The sequence below is a fragment of the Salegentibacter holothuriorum genome (assembly GCF_900168045.1).
GTDB classification, from domain to species: domain Bacteria; phylum Bacteroidota; class Bacteroidia; order Flavobacteriales; family Flavobacteriaceae; genus Salegentibacter; species Salegentibacter holothuriorum.
Genome location: NZ_FUYY01000001.1, coordinates 734738 through 754804, shown reverse-complemented (window position 1 = coordinate 754804; position 20067 = coordinate 734738). Strand labels below are relative to the sequence as shown.

General features: G+C 37.5%; 17 protein-coding genes. 14 read left to right on the top strand and 3 right to left on the bottom strand.

Annotated elements, in window-relative coordinates; all coding sequences use genetic code 11:
• The first annotated feature begins 82 nt into the window (after positions 1-82).
• The 14 genes from ilvD to argH all read left to right on the top strand — a co-directional run bounded on the left by ilvD (position 83) and on the right by argH (position 16591).
• Positions 83-1756, top strand: coding sequence for a dihydroxy-acid dehydratase (gene ilvD / locus B5X51_RS03360; RefSeq protein WP_079719456.1), 1674 nt, complete (start codon positions 83-85; stop codon positions 1754-1756).
• 11 nt (positions 1757-1767) lie between these two features.
• Positions 1768-3501, top strand: coding sequence for a biosynthetic-type acetolactate synthase large subunit (gene ilvB / locus B5X51_RS03355; protein ID WP_079719455.1), 1734 nt, complete (start codon positions 1768-1770; stop codon positions 3499-3501).
• Complete coding sequence (gene ilvN / locus B5X51_RS03350) at positions 3501-4031, top strand: acetolactate synthase small subunit (protein ID WP_079719454.1); 531 nt, start codon at positions 3501-3503, stop codon at positions 4029-4031. Before ilvB ends, ilvN begins: the two co-directional genes overlap by 1 nt.
• Positions 4032-4040: 9 nt before the next feature.
• Positions 4041-5516, top strand: a complete 1476-nt coding sequence (ilvC, locus tag B5X51_RS03345; protein WP_079719453.1) for a ketol-acid reductoisomerase — start codon at positions 4041-4043, stop codon at positions 5514-5516.
• 2 nt (positions 5517-5518) lie between these two features.
• A complete protein-coding gene (ilvA, locus tag B5X51_RS03340) occupies positions 5519-6793 on the top strand; it encodes a threonine ammonia-lyase IlvA (RefSeq protein ID WP_079719452.1) in 1275 nt (424 codons plus the stop codon).
• Between the two features lie 337 nt (positions 6794-7130).
• On the top strand, positions 7131-7766 hold the full coding sequence (locus B5X51_RS03335) for a GNAT family N-acetyltransferase (RefSeq protein ID WP_079719451.1): 636 nt from the start codon (positions 7131-7133) through the stop codon (positions 7764-7766).
• Positions 7767-7883: 117 nt separating this feature from the next.
• Positions 7884-9071: an argininosuccinate synthase gene (locus tag B5X51_RS03330; protein WP_079719450.1), complete on the top strand. Its 1188-nt coding sequence runs from the start codon at positions 7884-7886 to the stop codon at positions 9069-9071.
• On the top strand, positions 9068-10030 hold the full coding sequence (argC, locus tag B5X51_RS03325; RefSeq protein WP_079719449.1) for an N-acetyl-gamma-glutamyl-phosphate reductase: 963 nt from the start codon (positions 9068-9070) through the stop codon (positions 10028-10030). Before B5X51_RS03330 ends, argC begins: the two co-directional genes overlap by 4 nt.
• Positions 10031-10102: 72 nt before the next feature.
• Positions 10103-10897 carry a pyrroline-5-carboxylate reductase gene (gene proC / locus B5X51_RS03320; RefSeq protein WP_079719671.1) on the top strand — a complete coding sequence of 265 codons (795 nt, stop codon included), beginning with the start codon at positions 10103-10105 and terminating at the stop codon, positions 10895-10897.
• A gap of 2 nt (positions 10898-10899) precedes the next feature.
• Positions 10900-12027: an aspartate aminotransferase family protein gene (locus tag B5X51_RS03315; protein WP_079719448.1), complete on the top strand. Its 1128-nt coding sequence runs from the start codon at positions 10900-10902 to the stop codon at positions 12025-12027.
• Positions 12028-12308: 281 nt separating this feature from the next.
• Positions 12309-13283: an N-acetylornithine carbamoyltransferase gene (locus B5X51_RS03310; RefSeq protein WP_079719447.1), complete on the top strand. Its 975-nt coding sequence runs from the start codon at positions 12309-12311 to the stop codon at positions 13281-13283.
• 37 nt (positions 13284-13320) lie between these two features.
• Positions 13321-14100, top strand: a complete 780-nt coding sequence (argB, locus tag B5X51_RS03305) for an acetylglutamate kinase (RefSeq protein ID WP_079719446.1) — start codon at positions 13321-13323, stop codon at positions 14098-14100.
• Positions 14100-15170, top strand: coding sequence for a M20 family metallo-hydrolase (locus B5X51_RS03300; protein WP_079719445.1), 1071 nt, complete (start codon positions 14100-14102; stop codon positions 15168-15170). Before argB ends, B5X51_RS03300 begins: the two co-directional genes overlap by 1 nt.
• 143 nt (positions 15171-15313) lie before the next feature.
• Entirely contained in the window at positions 15314-16591 is a 1278-nt protein-coding gene (gene argH / locus B5X51_RS03295; RefSeq protein WP_079719444.1) for an argininosuccinate lyase, read from the top strand.
• A 180-nt stretch (positions 16592-16771) separates the two neighbouring features.
• On the opposite strand, the gene leuB is transcribed toward argH, so the two are convergent.
• The 3 genes from leuB to leuC all read right to left on the bottom strand — a co-directional run bounded on the left by leuB (position 16772) and on the right by leuC (position 20036).
• Complete coding sequence (gene leuB, locus B5X51_RS03290) at positions 16772-17887, bottom strand: 3-isopropylmalate dehydrogenase (protein ID WP_079719443.1); 1116 nt, start codon at positions 17885-17887, stop codon at positions 16772-16774.
• Between the two features lie 151 nt (positions 17888-18038).
• Complete coding sequence (leuD, locus tag B5X51_RS03285) at positions 18039-18653, bottom strand: 3-isopropylmalate dehydratase small subunit (protein WP_079719442.1); 615 nt, start codon at positions 18651-18653, stop codon at positions 18039-18041.
• Entirely contained in the window at positions 18654-20036 is a 1383-nt protein-coding gene (leuC, locus tag B5X51_RS03280; RefSeq protein ID WP_079719441.1) for a 3-isopropylmalate dehydratase large subunit, read from the bottom strand.
• Positions 20037-20067 lie beyond the last annotated feature (31 nt).

The following is a 20067-nucleotide window of genomic DNA, read 5'->3' as shown; positions in this document are numbered from 1 at the left end:
ATAGGTTTGAAGTCGTGAATACATCACTATAAACGAAAGAGGGAAGTACTTTTAATTTTATAAATAAGATATAGCTTAATATATGTACAATAAATATAGCAAAATATTAACACAAAGTGATTCGCAACCGGCATCACAAGCCATGTTGCACGCTATAGGTCTAACCAAAGAAGATTTTAAAAAGCCGTTTGTGGGAATTGCCAGTACGGGTTATGAAGGCAATCCATGTAATATGCATCTTAACGATTTAGCCAAACTGGTTAAAAAAGGAGCTAATGAGAATGAGCTTGTCGGTTTAATTTTTAATACTATTGGCGTTAGTGATGGGATTTCTATGGGAACCCCGGGAATGCGATATTCGCTGCCGTCTCGAGATATAATAGCAGATTCTATGGAAACGGTGATTCACGCGATGTCTTATGATGCGTTGATTACCGTGGTGGGATGTGATAAAAATATGCCCGGCGCTCTAATGGCGATGTTGCGAATTAACCGTCCGGCTATTTTAGTTTATGGAGGTACAATTGCTTCCGGATGCCATAACGGCAAGAAACTAGATGTAGTTTCAGCATTTGAAGCCTGGGGAGCAAAAACTGCCGGGGATATAGATAAGGATGAGTACGATAGTATTATAGAAAAAGCTTGTCCGGGTGCTGGTGCTTGTGGTGGAATGTACACTGCGAACACTATGGCTTCAGCTATAGAAGCTTTAGGAATGGCTTTGCCGTATAATTCTTCTAATCCTGCGGTAGGAGAAGAAAAGAAAACAGAAAGTGAAGAAGCCGGGAGAGCCGTGCGTTTGCTTATAGAAAAAGATATTAAGCCCAGAGATATTGTAACTCGCAAATCTCTTGAAAATGCCATTAGACTGCTTACGGTTCTAGGTGGTTCCACCAATGCCGTATTGCACTTTTTGGCTATAGCAAAATCTGCCGAAGTTGATTTTAGCTTAACAGATTTTGAGAAAATATGTGATAGTACCCCGTTTTTGGCCGATTTAAAGCCAAGTGGGAAATATGCGATGGAAGATGTGCATAGAATTGGCGGAATTCCCGCAGTTCTAAAATATATGTTGAAAAACGATATGCTTCACGGTGATTGCCTTACGGTAACAGGAAAAACATTAGCCGAAAACCTTGCCGATGTTCCAGATATGGAAGAAGGTCAGGACGTATTTAGGCCTTTAGATAATCCAATCAAAAAAACAGGTCATATTAGAATTCTTTATGGAAATCTTGCTGAAGGCGGATCTGTTGCGAAAATTACCGGAAAAGAAGGTTTGCAGTTCACAGGAACGGCTAAAGTGTTTAATAGTGAATATGAAGCCAATGATGGGATTTCAGAAGGAAAAGTGAAAAAAGGAGATGTGGTCGTCATTAGGTATGAAGGGCCTAAAGGAGGTCCCGGAATGCCAGAAATGTTGAAGCCTACTTCTGCAATAATGGGAGCAAAACTCGGTAAAGACGTAGCCTTAATTACAGACGGAAGGTTTTCTGGTGGAACTCATGGTTTCGTCGTCGGCCATATCACTCCGGAAGCGCAGGAAGGTGGTTTGTTAGCATTTTTGGAGGATGGAGATGAGATTACAATAAACGCCGAAAGCAATAAAATTGAAGTAACACTTTCAGCAGAAGAAATAAAGAAAAGAAAAGAAAACTGGAAAGCCCCCGCTTTAAAATTTAATAAGGGTGTGCTTTACAAATACGCAAGAACGGTTTCTTCGGCCTCACAAGGCTGCGTGACCGATGAATTTTAATAAGGTGAATTATGGAAGTTAAAACAGCTAGTTTCGAAAAAACAGCTTCTCCAAAAGCAACCACGGTTTCAGGAGCTGAAGCAGTGATAAAATGTTTGTTGGAGGAAGGAGTGGATACGCTTTATGGCTATCCCGGCGGAGCAATTATGCCCGTTTATGATGAGTTATATAAATATCAGAAACAAATTCACCACGTCCTTACCCGCCACGAACAGGGCGCAACCCATGCGGCACAAGGTTATGCCAGGGTAAGCGGGAAAGTAGGTGTTGCTATAGCAACATCAGGTCCGGGAGCCACTAATCTGGTGACGGGAATTGCAGATGCGCAAATAGACTCTACCCCAATGGTATGTATTACGGGGCAGGTAGGTTCTCATTTATTAGGTAGTGACGCTTTCCAGGAAACCGATATTATTGGTATCTCTACACCAATTACCAAATGGAATTACCAAATTACCAAAGCAGAAGAAATTCCGGAAGTTTTAGCAAAGGCTTTTTTTATTGCTCGCTCGGGAAGACCGGGGCCGGTATTGATAGATATTACTAAAGATGCGCAATTCCAAAGCCTGGATTTTTCGTATAAAAAATGCTCGGGAATTAGAAGTTATAAACCTATACCTCAAATAGATTTAAAAGAGATAGAAAGAGCTGCAGAAGCCATTAACAATGCCAAAAAGCCTATGATCGTTTTTGGTCAGGGGGTTATTTTAGGTGGTGCAGAAGAACTTTTTAAACAGGTTGTGGAAAAATCGGGCGTACCGGCTGCATGGACTATTCTAGGACTTTCAGCTATGCCAACAGATCATCCTTTGAATGTTGGAATGGTAGGTATGCATGGTAATTATGGGCCTAATGTGCTTACCAATGAGTGTGATGTGTTAATTGCCATTGGGATGCGATTTGATGATCGGGTAACCGGAAATTTGGAGAAATATGCCAAACAGGCGAAGGTGATCCATTTTGAAATAGATCCTGCTGAAATTAATAAAAACGTTTACGCAGATATCCCTGTTTTGGGAAATGTAAATGAAACACTTAAAGTTTTATTAGAGCTTTTAAAGCCGAATAAACACGAGACCTGGCATCAGAAATTTAAAGATCATTATAAAATTGAATTTGATAAGATCATTAAAAACGATTTGAATGCTGAACGCGGTAAAATAGGAATGGCCGAGGTGATAGATGAGATAAATACCTGTTCTAATGGTGATGCAGTGATCGTTTCAGATGTTGGACAACATCAAATGGTAACCTGTAGGTATTCAAAATTTAATCAAACCCGAAGTAATGTAACTTCCGGCGGATTGGGCACTATGGGATTTGCACTGCCTGCGGCTATTGGTGCCAAAATGGGCGCGCCAAAGCGGGATGTAGTAGCTGTAATTGGAGATGGCGGTTACCAAATGACCATACAGGAATTAGGAACGATTTTTCAAACTAAAGTTCCTGTAAAAATTGTTGTTTTAAATAATGATTTTCTAGGAATGGTGAGACAATGGCAGCAATTGTTTTTTGAAAAGCGTTACGCTTCTACAGAAATGATTAACCCAGATTTTATAACTATTGCCAAAGGTTATCATATTAAAGCGAAACAAGTAAGTGAACGCGCAAATTTAAAAGATGCGGTTAAGGAGATGATGGATTCAAAGGAAGCTTATTTCCTAGAAGTAAAAGTTGAACAGGAAGAAAATGTTTTCCCAATGGTTCCAACCGGGGCTTCAGTTTCAGATATAAGATTAGAGTAATGGAAAAGAAGAATTTTACCGTTTCGGTATATACCGAAAACAATATTGGTCTTTTAAGCCGTATTGCGGCTATATTTCAGAGACGACATATTAATATAGAGAGTATAACGGCTTCCAGAAGTGAGGTGAATGGAGTTATGCGGTTTATAATAGTAGTGCAGATTACAGAAGAACAGGTAAAAAAGATCGTTGGGCAAATAGAAAAGCAAATTGAAGTAATTAAAGCTTTTTATCATACCGATGATGAAATGATCTACCAGGAAACTGCGCTGTATAAGATAAATTCAGCTGAATTTGTTGAAGATCTTAATATTCAGGATTTTATAAAAGAATCTAACGCAAGAATTGTAACGGTTACCCCAAAGTTTTTTGTGATTGAAAAAACAGGAAAACGTCACGAAACCGATAACCTTTACGAAAAATTAAAACCTTATGGGTTAATGCAGTTTGTACGTTCCGGCACTATTGCTGTAACCAAAAACGAAATGCAAATCTCGAACATTTTAGAACAATTTGATACAACCAATTAAATAAAAGTGATGACGAATTATTTTAACAGTCTTTCTTTACGTGAACAATTAGCCCAGCTGGGAACCTGTAGGTTTATGAATAGCGATGAATTCAGTGATGGAGTGGCTGCTTTAAAAGGAAAAAAAATAGTGATTGTGGGCTGCGGTGCCCAGGGCCTTAACCAGGGTCTAAACATGCGGGATAGTGGTCTTGATATTTCTTATGCGCTTCGTGATGGGGCAATTAAAGAAAAACGCCAGTCTTTTAAAAACGCTTCAGAAAATAATTTTGAAGTAGGAACTTATGAAGAATTAATTCCTAAAGCAGATTTGGTAATTAACCTAACGCCAGATAAACAACATACTTCAGTTATAAAAGCGATTCAGCCGCATATTAAAAAAGACGCAGTGCTTTCTTATTCCCACGGGTTTAATATCGTGGAAGAAGGGATGAAAATTAGAGAAGACATTACCGTAATTATGGTAGCGCCAAAATGCCCTGGAAGTGAAGTTAGAGAAGAATATAAAAGAGGTTTTGGAGTTCCTACTTTAATTGCTGTGCATCCTGAAAACGATCCGCAGGGAATTGGTTTCGAATGGGCTAAAGCTTATGCTGTGGCTACAGGTGGAGACCGTGCCGGAGTTTTAGAATCTTCTTTTGTTGCCGAAGTAAAATCTGATTTAATGGGAGAGCAAACCATTTTATGCGGATTGCTACAAACAGGTTCTATATTAAGTTATGATAAAATGGTGGCAGAAGGTGTAGCGCCTTCTTATGCTTCTAAACTAATCCAATATGGATGGGAAACCATTACCGAGGCTTTAAAGCATGGTGGAATTACCAATATGATGGACAGGCTTTCGAATCCGGCGAAGATAAAAGCCGATGAGATTTCCGAAGAATTAAAACAAATAATGCGTCCGCTTTTTCAAAAACATATGGACGATATTATTTCAGGTGAATTTAGTAGCCGAATGATGCGTGACTGGGAAAATAATGATAAGGAATTATTGGAGTGGCGTGCCGCAACCGGTGAAACCGCTTTTGAAAAATCGGATGCAACTTCTGAAGAGATAAAAGAACAGGAATATTTTGATAAAGGAGTATTATTAGTAGCTTTTGTAAAATCTGGTGTAGAATTGGCTTTCGAAACTATGGTGGAAGCAGGAATTATTGAAGATTCTGCTTATTACGAATCTTTGCACGAAACTCCACTTATTGCCAACACTATAGCCAGAAAGAAATTATTTGAAATGAATAGGATTATTTCAGATACGGCAGAATACGGTTGTTATTTATTTGATCATTCAGCAAAACCACTTATTAAAGATTATGTAAATGGTTTACCAAAAGAGGTGATTGGCCATTCTTTTGGAACACAATATACTGGAGTAGATAATCAACAGCTAATTGCTGTTAATGATGAAATTAGACAGCATCCGGTAGAAAAAGTAGGCGGTAGATTACGAAAAGCGATGACCGCAATGAAAAAAATACAAGAATAAATATGGATACTTTGCTGGCAGATAAAAAAATATATAAACCCCAATTAAAAGCTGTAAAAGAAGCGGTAGAACGTATTTCTAAAGTGGTCGTAAAGACACCCTTGATGTCATCTTTTACTTATAGCAATAAGTTTTCAGCAAATGTAATGTTGAAAAGAGAAGATTTGCAACAAGTTAGATCTTATAAAATCCGTGGAGCTTATAATAAGATTTCAAGCCTACCTAAGGAACAGCTTGATAAAGGGGTTATTTGTGCCAGCGCTGGAAATCACGCACAAGGTGTTGCTTTTGCCTGCAATAAATTGCGGGCAAAAGGCGTGATCTATATGCCAATCACCACGCCTAAACAAAAAGTTGATCAAACTAAAATGTTTGGTGGTGAGTGGGTAGAAGTAGTTTTAAAAGGCGATACTTTTGACGATTCGTTTAAAAGCTCAATGAAGCATGCCGAGAAATTTGGTCTCGTTTTTATTCATCCCTTTGATGATGAAAAAGTAATTGAAGGCCAGGCAACTATTGCCCTTGAAATATTGGAACAGGCAAGTGAACCTATAGATTATGTGTTTGCTCCTTTAGGTGGAGGTGGATTATTGGCTGGATTGTCTTCTATGTTTAAAGAAATTTCCCCAAATACTAAAATTATTGGCGTTGAACCTGAGGGTGCAGCTTCTATGAGTACTTCTTTAAGGGAAGGTAAGTTGGTGGAGTTAAAATCTATAGAGCGTTTTGTAGATGGAGCCGCAGTACAAAAAGTGGGTAGCCGTAACTTTGAGATTTGTAAGGAGAATTTGGATAAAATGATTACGGTTCCAGAAGGCAAAATTTGCCAAACCATCCTGGATTTATATAATCAGGATGCTATTGTAGTAGAGCCTGCCGGAGCAATGGCCATAAGTGCATTAGATTTTTTTACCGAAGAAATTAAAGGTAAAAATGTGGTGTGTATAGTTAGTGGAAGCAATAATGACATAACCAGAACCGCAGAAATTAAAGAGCGTGCCTTACTTTATGCCGGCTTAAAACATTATTTTGTAATAAGCTTTCCTCAAAGAGCGGGAGCTTTAAAAGATTTTTTGGAAAAAGTTTTGGGGCCTAAAGATGATATTACCCATTTTGAATACTCAAAAAAGCATCATAGAGAGAATGCTCCAGCCGTAGTTGGAATAGAACTCAATGATCCGTCAGATTTTGAACCCTTGGTTGCCAGGATGAAAGCGAATAATTTTTATGGGGAATATCTTAATGATAAACCTAATTTGTTTCAGTATTTAGTATAAATGTTTTGTTGGTTAAAATAATTATGTACATTTGCGATATGCTTTCAATGAAACAAATAATATTCCCCGTTTTTCGCTTCTTCCCGCGCCGCCGCTGGTAAGAAAAACGCTTATATTTCCTTTTTTTAATATTATTTGATTTTAATTACAACTTGAAAGATTCACAAAATATACCATCCAATTTTAATTTCAGAATTACTTCTGAAACTATAGTTATTCGCCGCCGCTTTCCGCGTCGCACGTTTGTGCGTGTATAATTTATATGGAACTTAGGTGAGTCCGGTTCCCCCTTCGAAAAGACCAAATTAAATTTATTTTCTCACTAATTTCTTAGCAAATGAAGATTATCATTGCTAATAAATCTCACGCTCAATACGCTGAGATTATTTGTACAACTATAGAAGAATCTGCAAAGGTTAGAGGCACAGGTATTGCCCGTAGAACTCCCGAATATATCATTGGTAAAATGGAAAAGGGAAATGCGGTTATTGCTTTAGATGGCGATAAATTTGCAGGCTTCTGCTATATTGAAACCTGGAGCCACGATAGGTATGTGGCAAACTCGGGGCTTATAGTACACCCTGATTTTAGAAACCAGGGTCTGGCCAAAGAGATTAAGGAGGTTGTTTTTAATCACTCCAGAAAATTGTATCCCAATGCAAAAATCTTTGGGATAACTACCGGTTTGGCCGTGATGAAAATAAATTATGAGTTGGGCTACCAACCCGTAACTTTTTCTGAATTAACTGATGATGACTCATTTTGGAAAGGCTGCCAAACCTGCAAAAATTACGATATCCTAACCAGGACAGAGCGTAATATGTGCCTTTGTACAGGAATGATGTACGATCCTGAAAGAAAAAAGGATATCAAAAAAAGCCAGAAAAAAGAAAGTTTAAATGATAAAGCCTTTAAAAGGCTCAAGAATATAAAACAAACCTTGTTTTATAAAAAAGAAAAGAACGAGAATTAAAATTAAACTTAACGTCCTCCTGAATCTGTCACTTCGATCGGAGTCGAGAAGTCAGTGTCTAAGTTTGTTAGATCCTGAAGCAAGTTAAGGATGACTTTAATATAATCTATATATAAAATGAAAAAAGTAGTTATAGCATACAGTGGAGGTTTAGATACCTCTTATTGCGCAAAATATTTATCTAAAGAAGAAAATTTTGAAGTTCATGCAGTGAGTGTGAATACCGGTGGATTTTCAGAAGAAGAAGTAAAAAAGATTGGCGAAAATGCACAAAAAATAGGGGCAAAGACCTATAAGAATATCGATGCAGTTTCCTCATTTTACCAAAAAGTAGTAAAATACTTGATTTTCGGAAATGTCTTGAAAAATAATACCTATCCACTTTCGGTTAGTGCCGAAAGGATTGTACAGGCCATAGAGATTGTGAATTACGCAAAAAGTATTGATGCAAAATATATTGCACACGGCAGTACAGGTGCTGGGAATGATCAGGTAAGATTTGATATGATTTTTCAGATTATTGCTCCAGAAATTGAAATTATTACGCCTATTAGAGATAAACAATTAAGCCGCCAGGAAGAGATTGAATATCTAAAACAAAACGGTGTAGATATGAATTGGGAAAAGTCAAAATATTCTGTAAATAAAGGTCTTTGGGGAACTAGTGTAGGAGGTGAAGAAACATTAACTTCAGAGAAACCTTTACCTGAGACTGCTTATCCTTCCCAACTTCAAGAGAAAGAGGCGTCACAAATTAGTTTGAGTTTTACCAAAGGAGAACTTTCCGCAGTAAACGGAAAAGAAAATTCTCCTGAAAAGAATATTGAAATACTTGAAAATTTAGCGTCTAAATATGCTATAGGAAGAGATATTCACGTAGGCGATACTATTATTGGTATTAAAGGAAGAGTAGGTTTTGAAGCTGCCGCGGCTTTAATAACGGTTAAAGCACATCATTTACTGGAAAAGCATTGCCTTAGCAAATGGCAATTACAGCATAAGGATTATCTCGCCAACTGGTACGGGACACATTTGCACGAAGGTCAATATTTAGATCCTGTTATGCGAGATTTAGAAGCATTTTTAGAAAGTTCACAGAAGCAGGTAACCGGAGAAGTATTTATAACGCTACATCCATATAGATTTACCCTGGACGGAATTAAATCTAAGAACGATTTAATGAATTCAAGTTTTGGGAATTATGGTGAAGAAAATAAAGCCTGGTCTGCAGATGATGCTAAAGGATTTATTAAAATTTTATCTAATGCCGGCAAGATTTATCAACACGTAAAAGGAGAGCAATGATTAAAGCAGGAATAATAGGTGGCGCCGGGTATACGGCAGGAGAACTTATCAGGATTTTGATAAATCACCCAGAGGTTGAACTGGACTTTGTTTACAGTACCTCGCAGCCCGGAAAGCCGGTTGCAGGAGTACACCAGGATTTACTTGGCGAAACAGATCTGCAGTTTAGCGGAGAGATCAATAAAAATACAGATGTGGTTTTTCTATGCCTGGGACACGGAAATTCGGTGAAATTCCTTGCTGAAAATCAGTTTTCAGAAAATACCAAAATCATAGATTTAAGTACCGATTATAGAATGGAAGGCGAACATAACTTTGTTTATGGCTTACCTGAATTCAATAAGGAAAAGATTAAAAAAGCTAATTTCATTGCTAATCCAGGTTGTTTTGCCACGGCCATTAGCTTAGCTGTTTTACCACTTGCAAAAGCCGGGTTGTTGCAAGATGATGTTCATATTAATGCAGTTACCGGGGCAACGGGAGCAGGAACTTCACTTTCTGCCACCACTCACTTTTCCTGGAGGGATAATAATTATTCCAGTTATAAAGCTTTTGAACATCAACATTTAAATGAAATAGGACAGAGTCTAAAAAGGCTTCAGGATAATAAGCTGCCTGAATTAAATTTTATTCCGAATAGGGGAAATTTTTCCAGGGGAATTCACGCTACAGCTTATACAAAGTTTAAAGGAAGTTTAGAAGAAGCAAAAGCAATTTACGCTGAAGCTTATAAAGATTCGGTTTTTACCTTTGTGGTAGAGGAAGCGCTGCATCTAAAACAAGTAGTGAATACCAATAAATGCTTGTTGAAATTGCAGAAATTTGGTGATAAGCTTTTGATTACCAGTATTATTGATAATTTGCTGAAAGGAGCTTCAGGACAGGCAGTTGAGAATATGAATTTGATGTTTGGTTTTGAAGAGACTTCAGGATTAAAATTGAAGGCGAGTTATTTTTAATTGAATGAGACCTCACAGGTTTTAAAAACCGGTGAGGTCTGGTTTAAAATACAACCAACTAAAATCAAAAATATGAAAATAGCCATTATAGGAGCCGGGAATCTGGGGCTTTCCATCGCGAAAGGCCTCATTGTAAATAATGCCTTTACTACTTTATACCTAACTAAAAGAAAAACCGAAGAGATTAAGGATTATGAAGAATATGCGAAGGTTAAAGTGACAGATGATAATAGAGAGGCGGTACAGCATTCAGATATTTTAATTTTTGCGGTGCAGCCTACACAAATGGAGCGAATCCTGGAAGAGATAAAAGATGATCTTACTGATAAACACGTACTTATTTCTACCATAACAGGATTTAAAATTGCTGCTATGGAAGCTGTGCTTGGGGAAGAACATTTTATTGTACGTGCTATGCCCAATACCGCTATTGCCGTTGGTAAGTCTATGACCTGCCTTTGCAGTAACGAAAAAGGAAAGAAACGAATTGCCATTGCAGAAGCAATATTTAATCGATTAGGAACCAGTATTATTATCCCGGAAAACAAAATGCAGGCGGCTACAGTGATTTGTGCCAGCGGAATTGCTTTTTGGATGCGACTTATACGTGCAACCACGCAAGGAGCTGTTCAACTTGGGTTTGATGCTAAAGATGCACAGCAATTAGCGATGCAAACCTGTTTAGGAGCTTCCAGTTTACTAATAGAATCTGGCAAGCATCCCGAAGAGGAAATTGATAAGGTAACCACACCAAGAGGCTGTACAATAGAAGGCTTAAACGAAATGGAACATAATGGCTTGAGCTCTTCATTGATAAAAGGAATTCAGTCTTCATTTAAAAAAATAAATACTATAACAACCAACTAACTATGCAATTATTTGATGTTTATCCGCTTTACGACATCACCCCGGTGAAGGGAAAGGGGGCTTATGTTTTTGATAAGGAAGAAAATAAATATTTGGATCTTTATGGAGGCCACGCGGTAATTTCTATTGGCCATTCCCACCCGGCTTATGTAAATTCTATTTCTAAGCAAGTGGCTCAACTTGGTTTTTATTCCAATTCGATTAAAAATCCTTTACAGAATGAGCTGGCCGATAAGTTAGAAAAAGCTTCAGGCATAAAAGATTACAACTTGTTTTTATGTAATTCTGGTGCCGAAGCCAACGAAAATGCGCTAAAAGTAGCTTCTTTTTATACCGGAAAAGATCGGGTTATTTATTTTGACAATGCTTTCCATGGAAGAACTTCCGGAGTGGTTTCAGTGACAGATAATGAGAATATTAAAGCGCCTTTTAATCAAAATCATAAAGCTACAAAGCTTGCTCCTGAAGATACCGTAGCATTAGAGGAAGAGTTAAAAAAAGGCGATGTTGCAGCCGTTATTTTTGAAGTGATACAGGGAGTTGGTGGCCTGGACGAAGCTTCTTCAGAGTTTTATCAGAAAACAGCTGAATTATGCAAAAAGTACCATTCAGTTTTAATTGCAGACGAAGTACAGTCTGGTTATGGCCGAACCGGAGACTTTTTTGCCTATCAAAAACACGGTATTCGCCCCGATATAATTTCTATTGCCAAAGGAATGGGCAATGGTTTTCCGATTGGTGGGGTTTTAATAGATGAGGCTATTCAAGCAAAACCTGGAATGTTGGGAACAACTTTTGGGGGTAATCACCTGGCTTGTGCCGCTGGAATTTCGGTTCTGGAAGTTATTGAAAAAGAAGATCTCTTAAAAAATGCTACTGAACTATTTGAATATGTAAAAGAAAAAGCTGCCGAAATCCCGCAGATCAAAAAGATTAAAGGAAGAGGCTTGATGATTGGTTTAGAATTCGATTTTGAGATTGCACAGTTAAGAAAAGACTTGTTGTATAAACATCAAATTTTTACCGGGGCTTCAGCAAATAAAAAACTGTTAAGAATTTTACCTCCATTAAACATTCAAAAAGAACATTTCGATGCGCTTTTTAAAGCTTTGAGGACTGCTTTAAAATAAGAGGAGACCACCCAGGTTTTTAAAACCTGGGCGGTCTTAAAAATGAAAATAATTCCTGTATTGATTAAAAAAGCGTTTTGAGCAATAGTCGAGTTTTAATCAATTTAAATATTAAAAGAAGCACTCTCTCAAAAAATCGTCAAGCTGAACTTGTTTCAGTTTCTAATATGTTAGAGCTCCAATCAAAAACCGGGGCAAGCTCTAAAATAATCCCGAAAGCTTTTGGTACAGGATGACAAGGTTGAGAACTTTTTAGATTGCTTCAAAAGAAAACAAACAAAATGAAGAATTACACAGAATTATCAGATATAGAAGATTTACAGCAATTAGTTACTGAAGCGCTGGAACTTAAAAAAGGTACCTCCACTTTAGAAATAGGGAAAGGCAAAACCCTGGGAATGTTATTTTTTAATCCCAGCCTGCGAACTCGCTTAAGTACTGAAAAAGCGGGAAAATTACTGGGTATGGATGTTATGGTAATGAATGCCGGTAGTGATAGCTGGAAGCTGGAGTTTGAAGATGGAGCGGTAATGGATTCTGATAAAGCAGAACATATTAAAGAAGCAGCAGCCGTTTTATCCCAGTATTGTGATATCATTGCGGTGAGGGCGTTTCCCGATTTAAAAGACAAAGAAAAAGATGAGGCCGAGACAGTATTAAATAGTTTTAAAAAATACGCTTCGGTACCTGTTGTAAATCTTGAAAGTGCTACGGGTCACCCGCTTCAGGCACTTGCCGATGCGATTACTATCTCGGAATTAAAGAAGAAAGATAAACCAAAAATTGTACTTAGCTGGGCACCGCATCCTAAAGCTTTGCCGCAAAGTGTACCAAATTCTTTTGCTGAAATTATACAAAATCTTGATGCCGATTTTGTGATCACTAATCCCGAAGGTTATGATCTTAATCCAGAAATTACTAAAAATGTTCCTGTTATTCACGATCAAAACGAGGCTTTAAAAGATGCTGATTTCGTGTATGTCAAGAACTGGAGTAGTTATGACAATTATGGGCAAAAACTAAGTGAAGACCGAAAATGGACTTTTTCTGCAGAAAAATTAAAGCTTACCAATAATGCAAAAGTGATGCATTGCCTGCCCGTGAGAAGAAATATGGTAATTGCCGATGAGGTTTTAGATTCAGAAAATTCTGTAGTAATCCAACAAGCGGGAAATAGAACTTTTGCCGCACAGGCCGTTTTAAAAAGGATTTTAGAAGAAAAAGTAAAAGCAAAAGACTTAGAGGGAAACGCTTAACTAATAGGCGAGCTATAGCTTGCAAAAGTAAAGAGAAATGAAAAGCAAGGTTTTAAAAGTTGTAAAAATTGGAGGAAAGCTTATTGAGAATGAAGCTAAATTCACAGAGTTCTTAAAGGATTTTGTTGCCTTAGAAGGACCAAAAATTCTTGTTCACGGAGGTGGAAACCTGGCTACTGAAATTGCCGGAAAACTTGGATATAAAACCCAAATGTTTGAAGGAAGAAGAATTACCGATGCTGATTCTATTAAAGTGATCACTATGGTTTATGGAGGTCTTATTAATAAAAATATTGTTGCTAAATTACAAGCTCTGGAGAATAACGCAGTAGGACTTTGTGGAGCAGATGGATTGAGTATTGTTTCTGAAAAGCGTCCCGTTAAAGAGGTTGATTTTGGATTTGTTGGTGATGTGAAAAAGGTGAACGCTAATTTTATTGATTCCATTTTAGAACAAAATATAACTCCTGTTTTCTCGGCAATATCCTGTACTGAAGAAGGGGTACTTTTAAATACAAACGGAGATTCTGTTGCCGCTGAAATTACTCAGGCAATGAGCTCAATTTATGAAACCGAACTCTATTTCTGTTTTGAGAAAAAAGGAGTATTAGCCGATGCTCAAAACGACGATTCGGTGATTGAGGAGATTGATCGTGAGAAATACGAGGAATTATTAGCAGAAAAAATAATAAGTGATGGCATGTTACCCAAACTGCATAACTGTTTCCAGGCTTTAGAGCATGGGGTTAAGCAAATATTTTTGGGTGATTTCAAATTATTAAAAAAGGAATCTGTTTATACTAAAATCAGTAATTAATGAAGCTCGAAGAATTACAACAAGAAGCCTTAGGCTTACTAAAAAAACTTATAGAGACACAATCATTTTCAAAGGAAGAAGATAAAACTGCTGAATTGCTGGAAGCTTGGTTTAAGGCTAAAGGGATCACTTATTCCAGGCATTTAAACAATGTTTGGGCAACCAATAAAAATTTTGATTCGGCTAAACCGAGCTTGTTGCTTAATTCTCATCATGATACGGTAAAACCGAATTCAGCCTATACCAGAGATCCATTTGAAGCCAAAATTGAAGACGGAAGATTATATGGTTTGGGTAGTAATGATGCCGGTGGTTGTCTTGTTTCTTTACTTGCAACATTTACCTGGTTTTATGAAGCTCAAGACTTGCAATATAATTTAGTTTTTGCGGGAACAGGGGAAGAGGAAATAAATGGGAAAAACGGTATTGCCTGTATGTTGCCAAAAATCCCTAAAATTGATGTTGCCATTGTTGGGGAGCCTACTTTAATGCAACTTGCCATTGCTGAAAAAGGTCTGGTCGTTTTTGACGCTAAAGTAAAAGGAACTCCATCTCACGCGGCACATCCCAATGGTGATAATTCGATTTATAAAACTGCAGATGTTTTAAAATGGTTTGAGGAATTTAAGTTTCCGAAGCAATCTGAGGCATTGGGGAATGTAAAACTTACGGTAACCCAAATCAATGCCGGCAGCCAGCATAATGTAGTGCCGGGACACGTAGATCTGGTGATAGATGTTCGTGTAAATGATGCATATTCCAATGCAGATGTTCAGGAAATTTTGCAAAATCAGGCACCGGTAGATGAAATTAATGCGCGTTCGCTTAGGTTAAATTCATCATCTATTCCAAAAGATCACGAATTGGTCAAGGCTGGAATTGCTTTGGGAATGGAAACTTACGGTTCGCCAACCCTCTCAGACCAGGCTATGCTTAGCTGCCCTTCTTTAAAATTAGGCCCCGGTGATTCTACCAGATCACATTCGGCAGATGAATTTATCTATGTTAAGGAAATAGAAGAAGGGATTGAGCTGTATATTAAATTGCTGGAAAAGGCATTAAAAAAATAAAGACTATAAGTAGACTGATGGAAAAATTTGCGTCAAGCTGAACTTGTTTCAGCTTCTAATACGTTCCGGGTATATAACAACTTAGATTCTGAAATAAATTCAGAATGACGTTTATAATTAATTTTTAACTTGAAATAAAAACTATGAGACTCTGGGATAAAGGATTGGCAATAGACAAAAAAATAGAAAGGTTTACGGTTGGAAATGATCGGGAGCTGGATATGCATCTTGTTGAATATGATTTAAAGGCTTCAAAAGCCCACGCCAGAATGCTGGGGAAAGTTGGTATTCTGACTTCAGAAGAAGTGGGGGCTATAGAAGTAGAATTAGATAAACTCCAACAGCAATTTGAAAGTGGAACTTTTGAGATTGAAGAAGATTTTGAGGATGTACATTCTAAAATTGAATTTGAACTTACAAAAGCACTGGGAGACACCGGGAAGAAGATTCATACTGCCCGCTCCAGGAACGATCAGGTTTTGGTGGCTATGCAACTGTATTTTAAAGAAAATCTAAATGAAATTTCTGAAAAAACGAAGGAATTGATAGATGTTCTTCTTGACCTTGCCGATAAACATCAGGAAAAACTGCTTCCCGGATATACGCATTTACAGGTGGCAATGCCTTCAAGCTTTGGTTTATGGTTTTCAGCTTACGCAGAATTGCTTATAGACGATCTTTATTTATTGGAAGCCGGATTAAAAGTTGTAGATCAAAATCCGTTAGGTTCTGCGGCGGGTTATGGCTCTTCGTTTCCTATTGACAGGGAGTTTACCACTAAAGAATTAGGTTTTTCAACCTTGAAATATAATGTAGTGGCCGCACAATTAGGACGTGGAAAATGTGAGCGTACCGTGACCGCTAATATTTCATCTGTCGCAAATACTTTAGCTCGTTTCGCGATGGATATTTGCTTATATATGAGTCAGAATTTTGATTTTATCACTTTTCCAGATGAACTTACCACGGGATCCAGTATTATGCCGCACAAGAAGAATCCTGATGTTTTTGAATTGATTCGAGGAAAATGCAATAAACTACAAAGTATTGCCAATGAAATGATCTTAATAACCAATAATCTTCCCAGCGGTTACCATAGAGATTACCAATTGATTAAGGAAAACAGTGTTTATGCAGTTGAAAATATTAAGGAGATTCTTGACGTTTTTATTCATTCTATCGCTTTAATAAAAGTTAAGGATATAGATTTGCAAGATGAAAAATATAAATACCTGTTTACGGTAGATAGCATTAATGATTTGGTGATGCAGGGGAAATCTTTTAGGGAAGCTTACCAGGTAATTGGAGGTCAGGTTCAAGATGGAACTTATAAGGCTGCCGAAGGCAAGAAACATTCACATTTGGGAACTAAGGATAATTTGGCACTGGAAGAGATTAGAAGGAAAAAGGATGATGTTTAAGTTTTCAGATTTTATGTGAGTATAGATTAAAAAGATCCCGACTAAAAAGTCGGGATAGTTCTACAGCACTTTGCAGAAGCTTAATAAAGCTCCTTCAAAGTGGGTATCACTAAAAAACCCCCCGCAAAACCACACGAAATGCGAAGGGTTCAAAACATAAATGAATGAAGAAAAATAATCTTAAATAATTGTCATTTGTCCCAGGTTTAGGTTTTCGTTGTTGATACTAATATTATCAACTTCACTAATAAGCCCTTCCAGGAAATGACCCACTTTTTCTGTGGTATAATGGTTGTCTTTGTTAATGTCTATAGTGCACACATTTAGTTTAATACTAAGTTCTACCGCTTTTCTAACGGCTTCAGCTTCAGTTGTCAATCCAAAATGTTCTAACAGCATTGCTGCCGATAAAATGGAGGCTACAGGATTAGCAATTCCTTTTCCCGTTGCTTGTGGATAAGAACCGTGAATGGGTTCAAACATTGCATTTTCTTTACCTACAGATGCGGAGGCTAACAAGCCAATACTTCCGCCAATAACACTGGCTTCATCAGATAGAATATCGCCAAACATGTTTTCGGTAAGAATTACGTCAAACTGTGTTGGGTTTAGAATCATTTGCATCGCCGCATTGTCTATAAAAAGAAAATCTAAGGCTACATCTGGATATTCTTCACCAATTTTAGTTACCGTTTTTCGCCATAACCTTGAAGTTTCTAATACGTTAGCTTTATCTACCAGTGTTAGTTTTTTAGAGCGTTGTTGAGCAGCTTTAAAAGCCAGGTGTGCCATTCTGGAGATTTCTTCTACAGAATAAGAGCAAACATCTGTGGCGCTTTGTCCATCTTCGGCAGTAAACTTATCTCCAAAATATATTCCACCGGTAAGTTCCCGGTAAATAACCATATTCGCCCCGGCAATACGCTCAGCTTTTAATGGTGATTGTTCAATAAGTTTGTCGTAGGCTTTTACGGGTCTAATATTAGCAAAAAGACCAAGTCCTTTTCTAAGCTGCAAGAGACCCTGTTCTGGTCTTACTTTCGCATCTGGGTTATTATCGTATTTTGGGTGGCCAATAGCCCCAAATAACACCGCATCAGATTTCTTACATAAATCCAATGTAGCTTCAGGTAAAGGATTGTCCAGTAAATCTATTGCTGCTGCACCTACCAGGGCTTCTTCAAATTCAAATTGATGATCAAAACGATCTGCTACTGCTTTTAAAACTTTAACTGATTGTTGTGTTATTTCGGGACCTATTCCATCTCCGGGTAAAACTGCTATTTTTAATTTCATTATTCTTCTTCTTTGTGTGTGGTTATTTTTAATACTTCCTAAAAGATTTTGATTGCGTCATCCTGAATTTATTTCAGGATCTAAGTTCTTTTTGGTTGTTTTATCACGTTAGAAGCTGAAACAAGTTCAGCTTGACGAAAATGATTCCAACTTACAAGGGTTTGGTCGCTTGTAATTTTTGTGATCTTTTCGTTTCAAATTCTTTTATGGCATCTAGTTTACTTACTAAAAAATCTATATCGTCAAAACCATTGATCATACAGGTTTTTTTATAAGGATCTATATCAAAACTTTCTGATATATCTTTCTTTGGAATACTAATTTCCTGTGCTTCCAGGTCTACTTTAATTTCTACGGAAGGATCTTTAGTAATTTCAATGAAAAGAAGTTCTAGAAATTTCGGACTTACCTGCACCGGAAGTAGGCCGTTATTTAGGGCATTTCCTTTAAAAATATCTGCAAAATAACTGGAAACAACTACTTTAAACCCATATGCTTTAATTGCCCAGGCTGCATGTTCACGGCTGGAACCACAACCAAAATTATCTCCTGCAACCAGGATAGCGCCTTTATATTCTGATTTGTTTAAAGCAAATTCAGGATTTGGCTCGTCGTTGCTATCAAAACGCCAGTCGCGAAATAGGTTTTCTCCAAAACCAGATTTGTCTGTTGCTTTAAGAAACCTTGCAGGAATTATCTGGTCGGTATCTACGTTTTCTATTTCTAAAGGAACCGCTGTATCGGTTAATGTGATAAACTTTTCCATTTAATTTAAGTTTTTTGTAAAGTCGGTTAATTTTCCTGAAACTGCTGTTGCAGCAGCTGTTAACGGACTTGCTAATATTGTTCTGGAACCCTGTCCCTGTCTTCCTTCAAAATTTCTATTACTGGTAGAAACACAATATTCACCCGCAGGGATCTTATCATCGTTCATGGCCAGACAAGCAGAACATCCCGGTTGCCTAAGGGTAAACCCTGCGTTCTCAAAAACTTCACGTAAGCCTTCAGCTTCTATTTGTGCTGCTACCTGCCGTGAACCGGGTACAATTAAAGCATTTACATTTTCGGCTTTTTGTTTACCTTTTATATATGCCGCTGCTTCTCTAAAATCTTCAATTCTTGAATTGGTACAACTTCCAATAAAGATCCAGTTAATAGTTTTATCAAGTAAAGATTCCCCTGGTTTAAAACCCATATAAGCCAAAGCTTTGGCATCGCTCTTTCCACCTTCCATTGGGATTGCACCGGTAATTTTAATTCCCATTCCCGGATTTGTTCCGTAGGTGATCATAGGTTCAATATCTTCCGCCTCAAAAGTATATTCCTGATCAAACTCTGCATCCTCATCGGTTTTGAGAGTTTCCCAATATGCTTTTATAGCTTCAAAATCTTCAGCTTTTGGCGCAAATTCTTTGTCTTTTACATATTCAAAAGTAGTTTCATCTGGAGCAATTAGACCACCACGAGCACCCATCTCAATACTCATATTACAAACTGTCATACGGCCTTCCATAGACATTTCTTCAAAAACATTCCCGGCATATTCGCAAAAATACCCGGTACCGGAATTTGTACCTAGTTTGCTAATAATATAAAGAATCACATCTTTTGGCAATACACCTTTTTTCAGCTTTCCGTCTACATTTACCCTAAGCTTTTTAGGTTTCTCTACCAATAGACACTGGCTGGCAAAAACCTGTGATACCTGGCTTGTACCAATCCCAAAAGCTATAGTACCAAAAGCACCATGAGTAGAGGTGTGGCTATCTCCACAAACCATAGTCATACCCGGTTGAGTAATTCCAAGCTCTGGAGCCATTACGTGAACAATCCCGTTATAAGGATGTCCAAGACCATATAGGGTAATATTGTTATCCTCGCAATTTTGGGTTAATTCTTTAAGCTGTTTTCTAGACAATAAATCTTTAACCGGTAGATGTTGATTTTCAGTGGGTGTATTGTGATCTGCCGTAGCTACAATTTGACCTGATCTAAATACCGAAATATCACGCTCTTTAAGTTCGTTAAATGCCTGTGGACTTGTAACTTCGTGAATTAGGTGTTTATCAATATATAAAATATCTGGCCCATCAGGTATAGATTCCACTACATGCGAGTCCCAAATTTTATCGAATAAAGTTTTTTTCATTTGTTTATTATAAATTCAATCCCATTGAAGG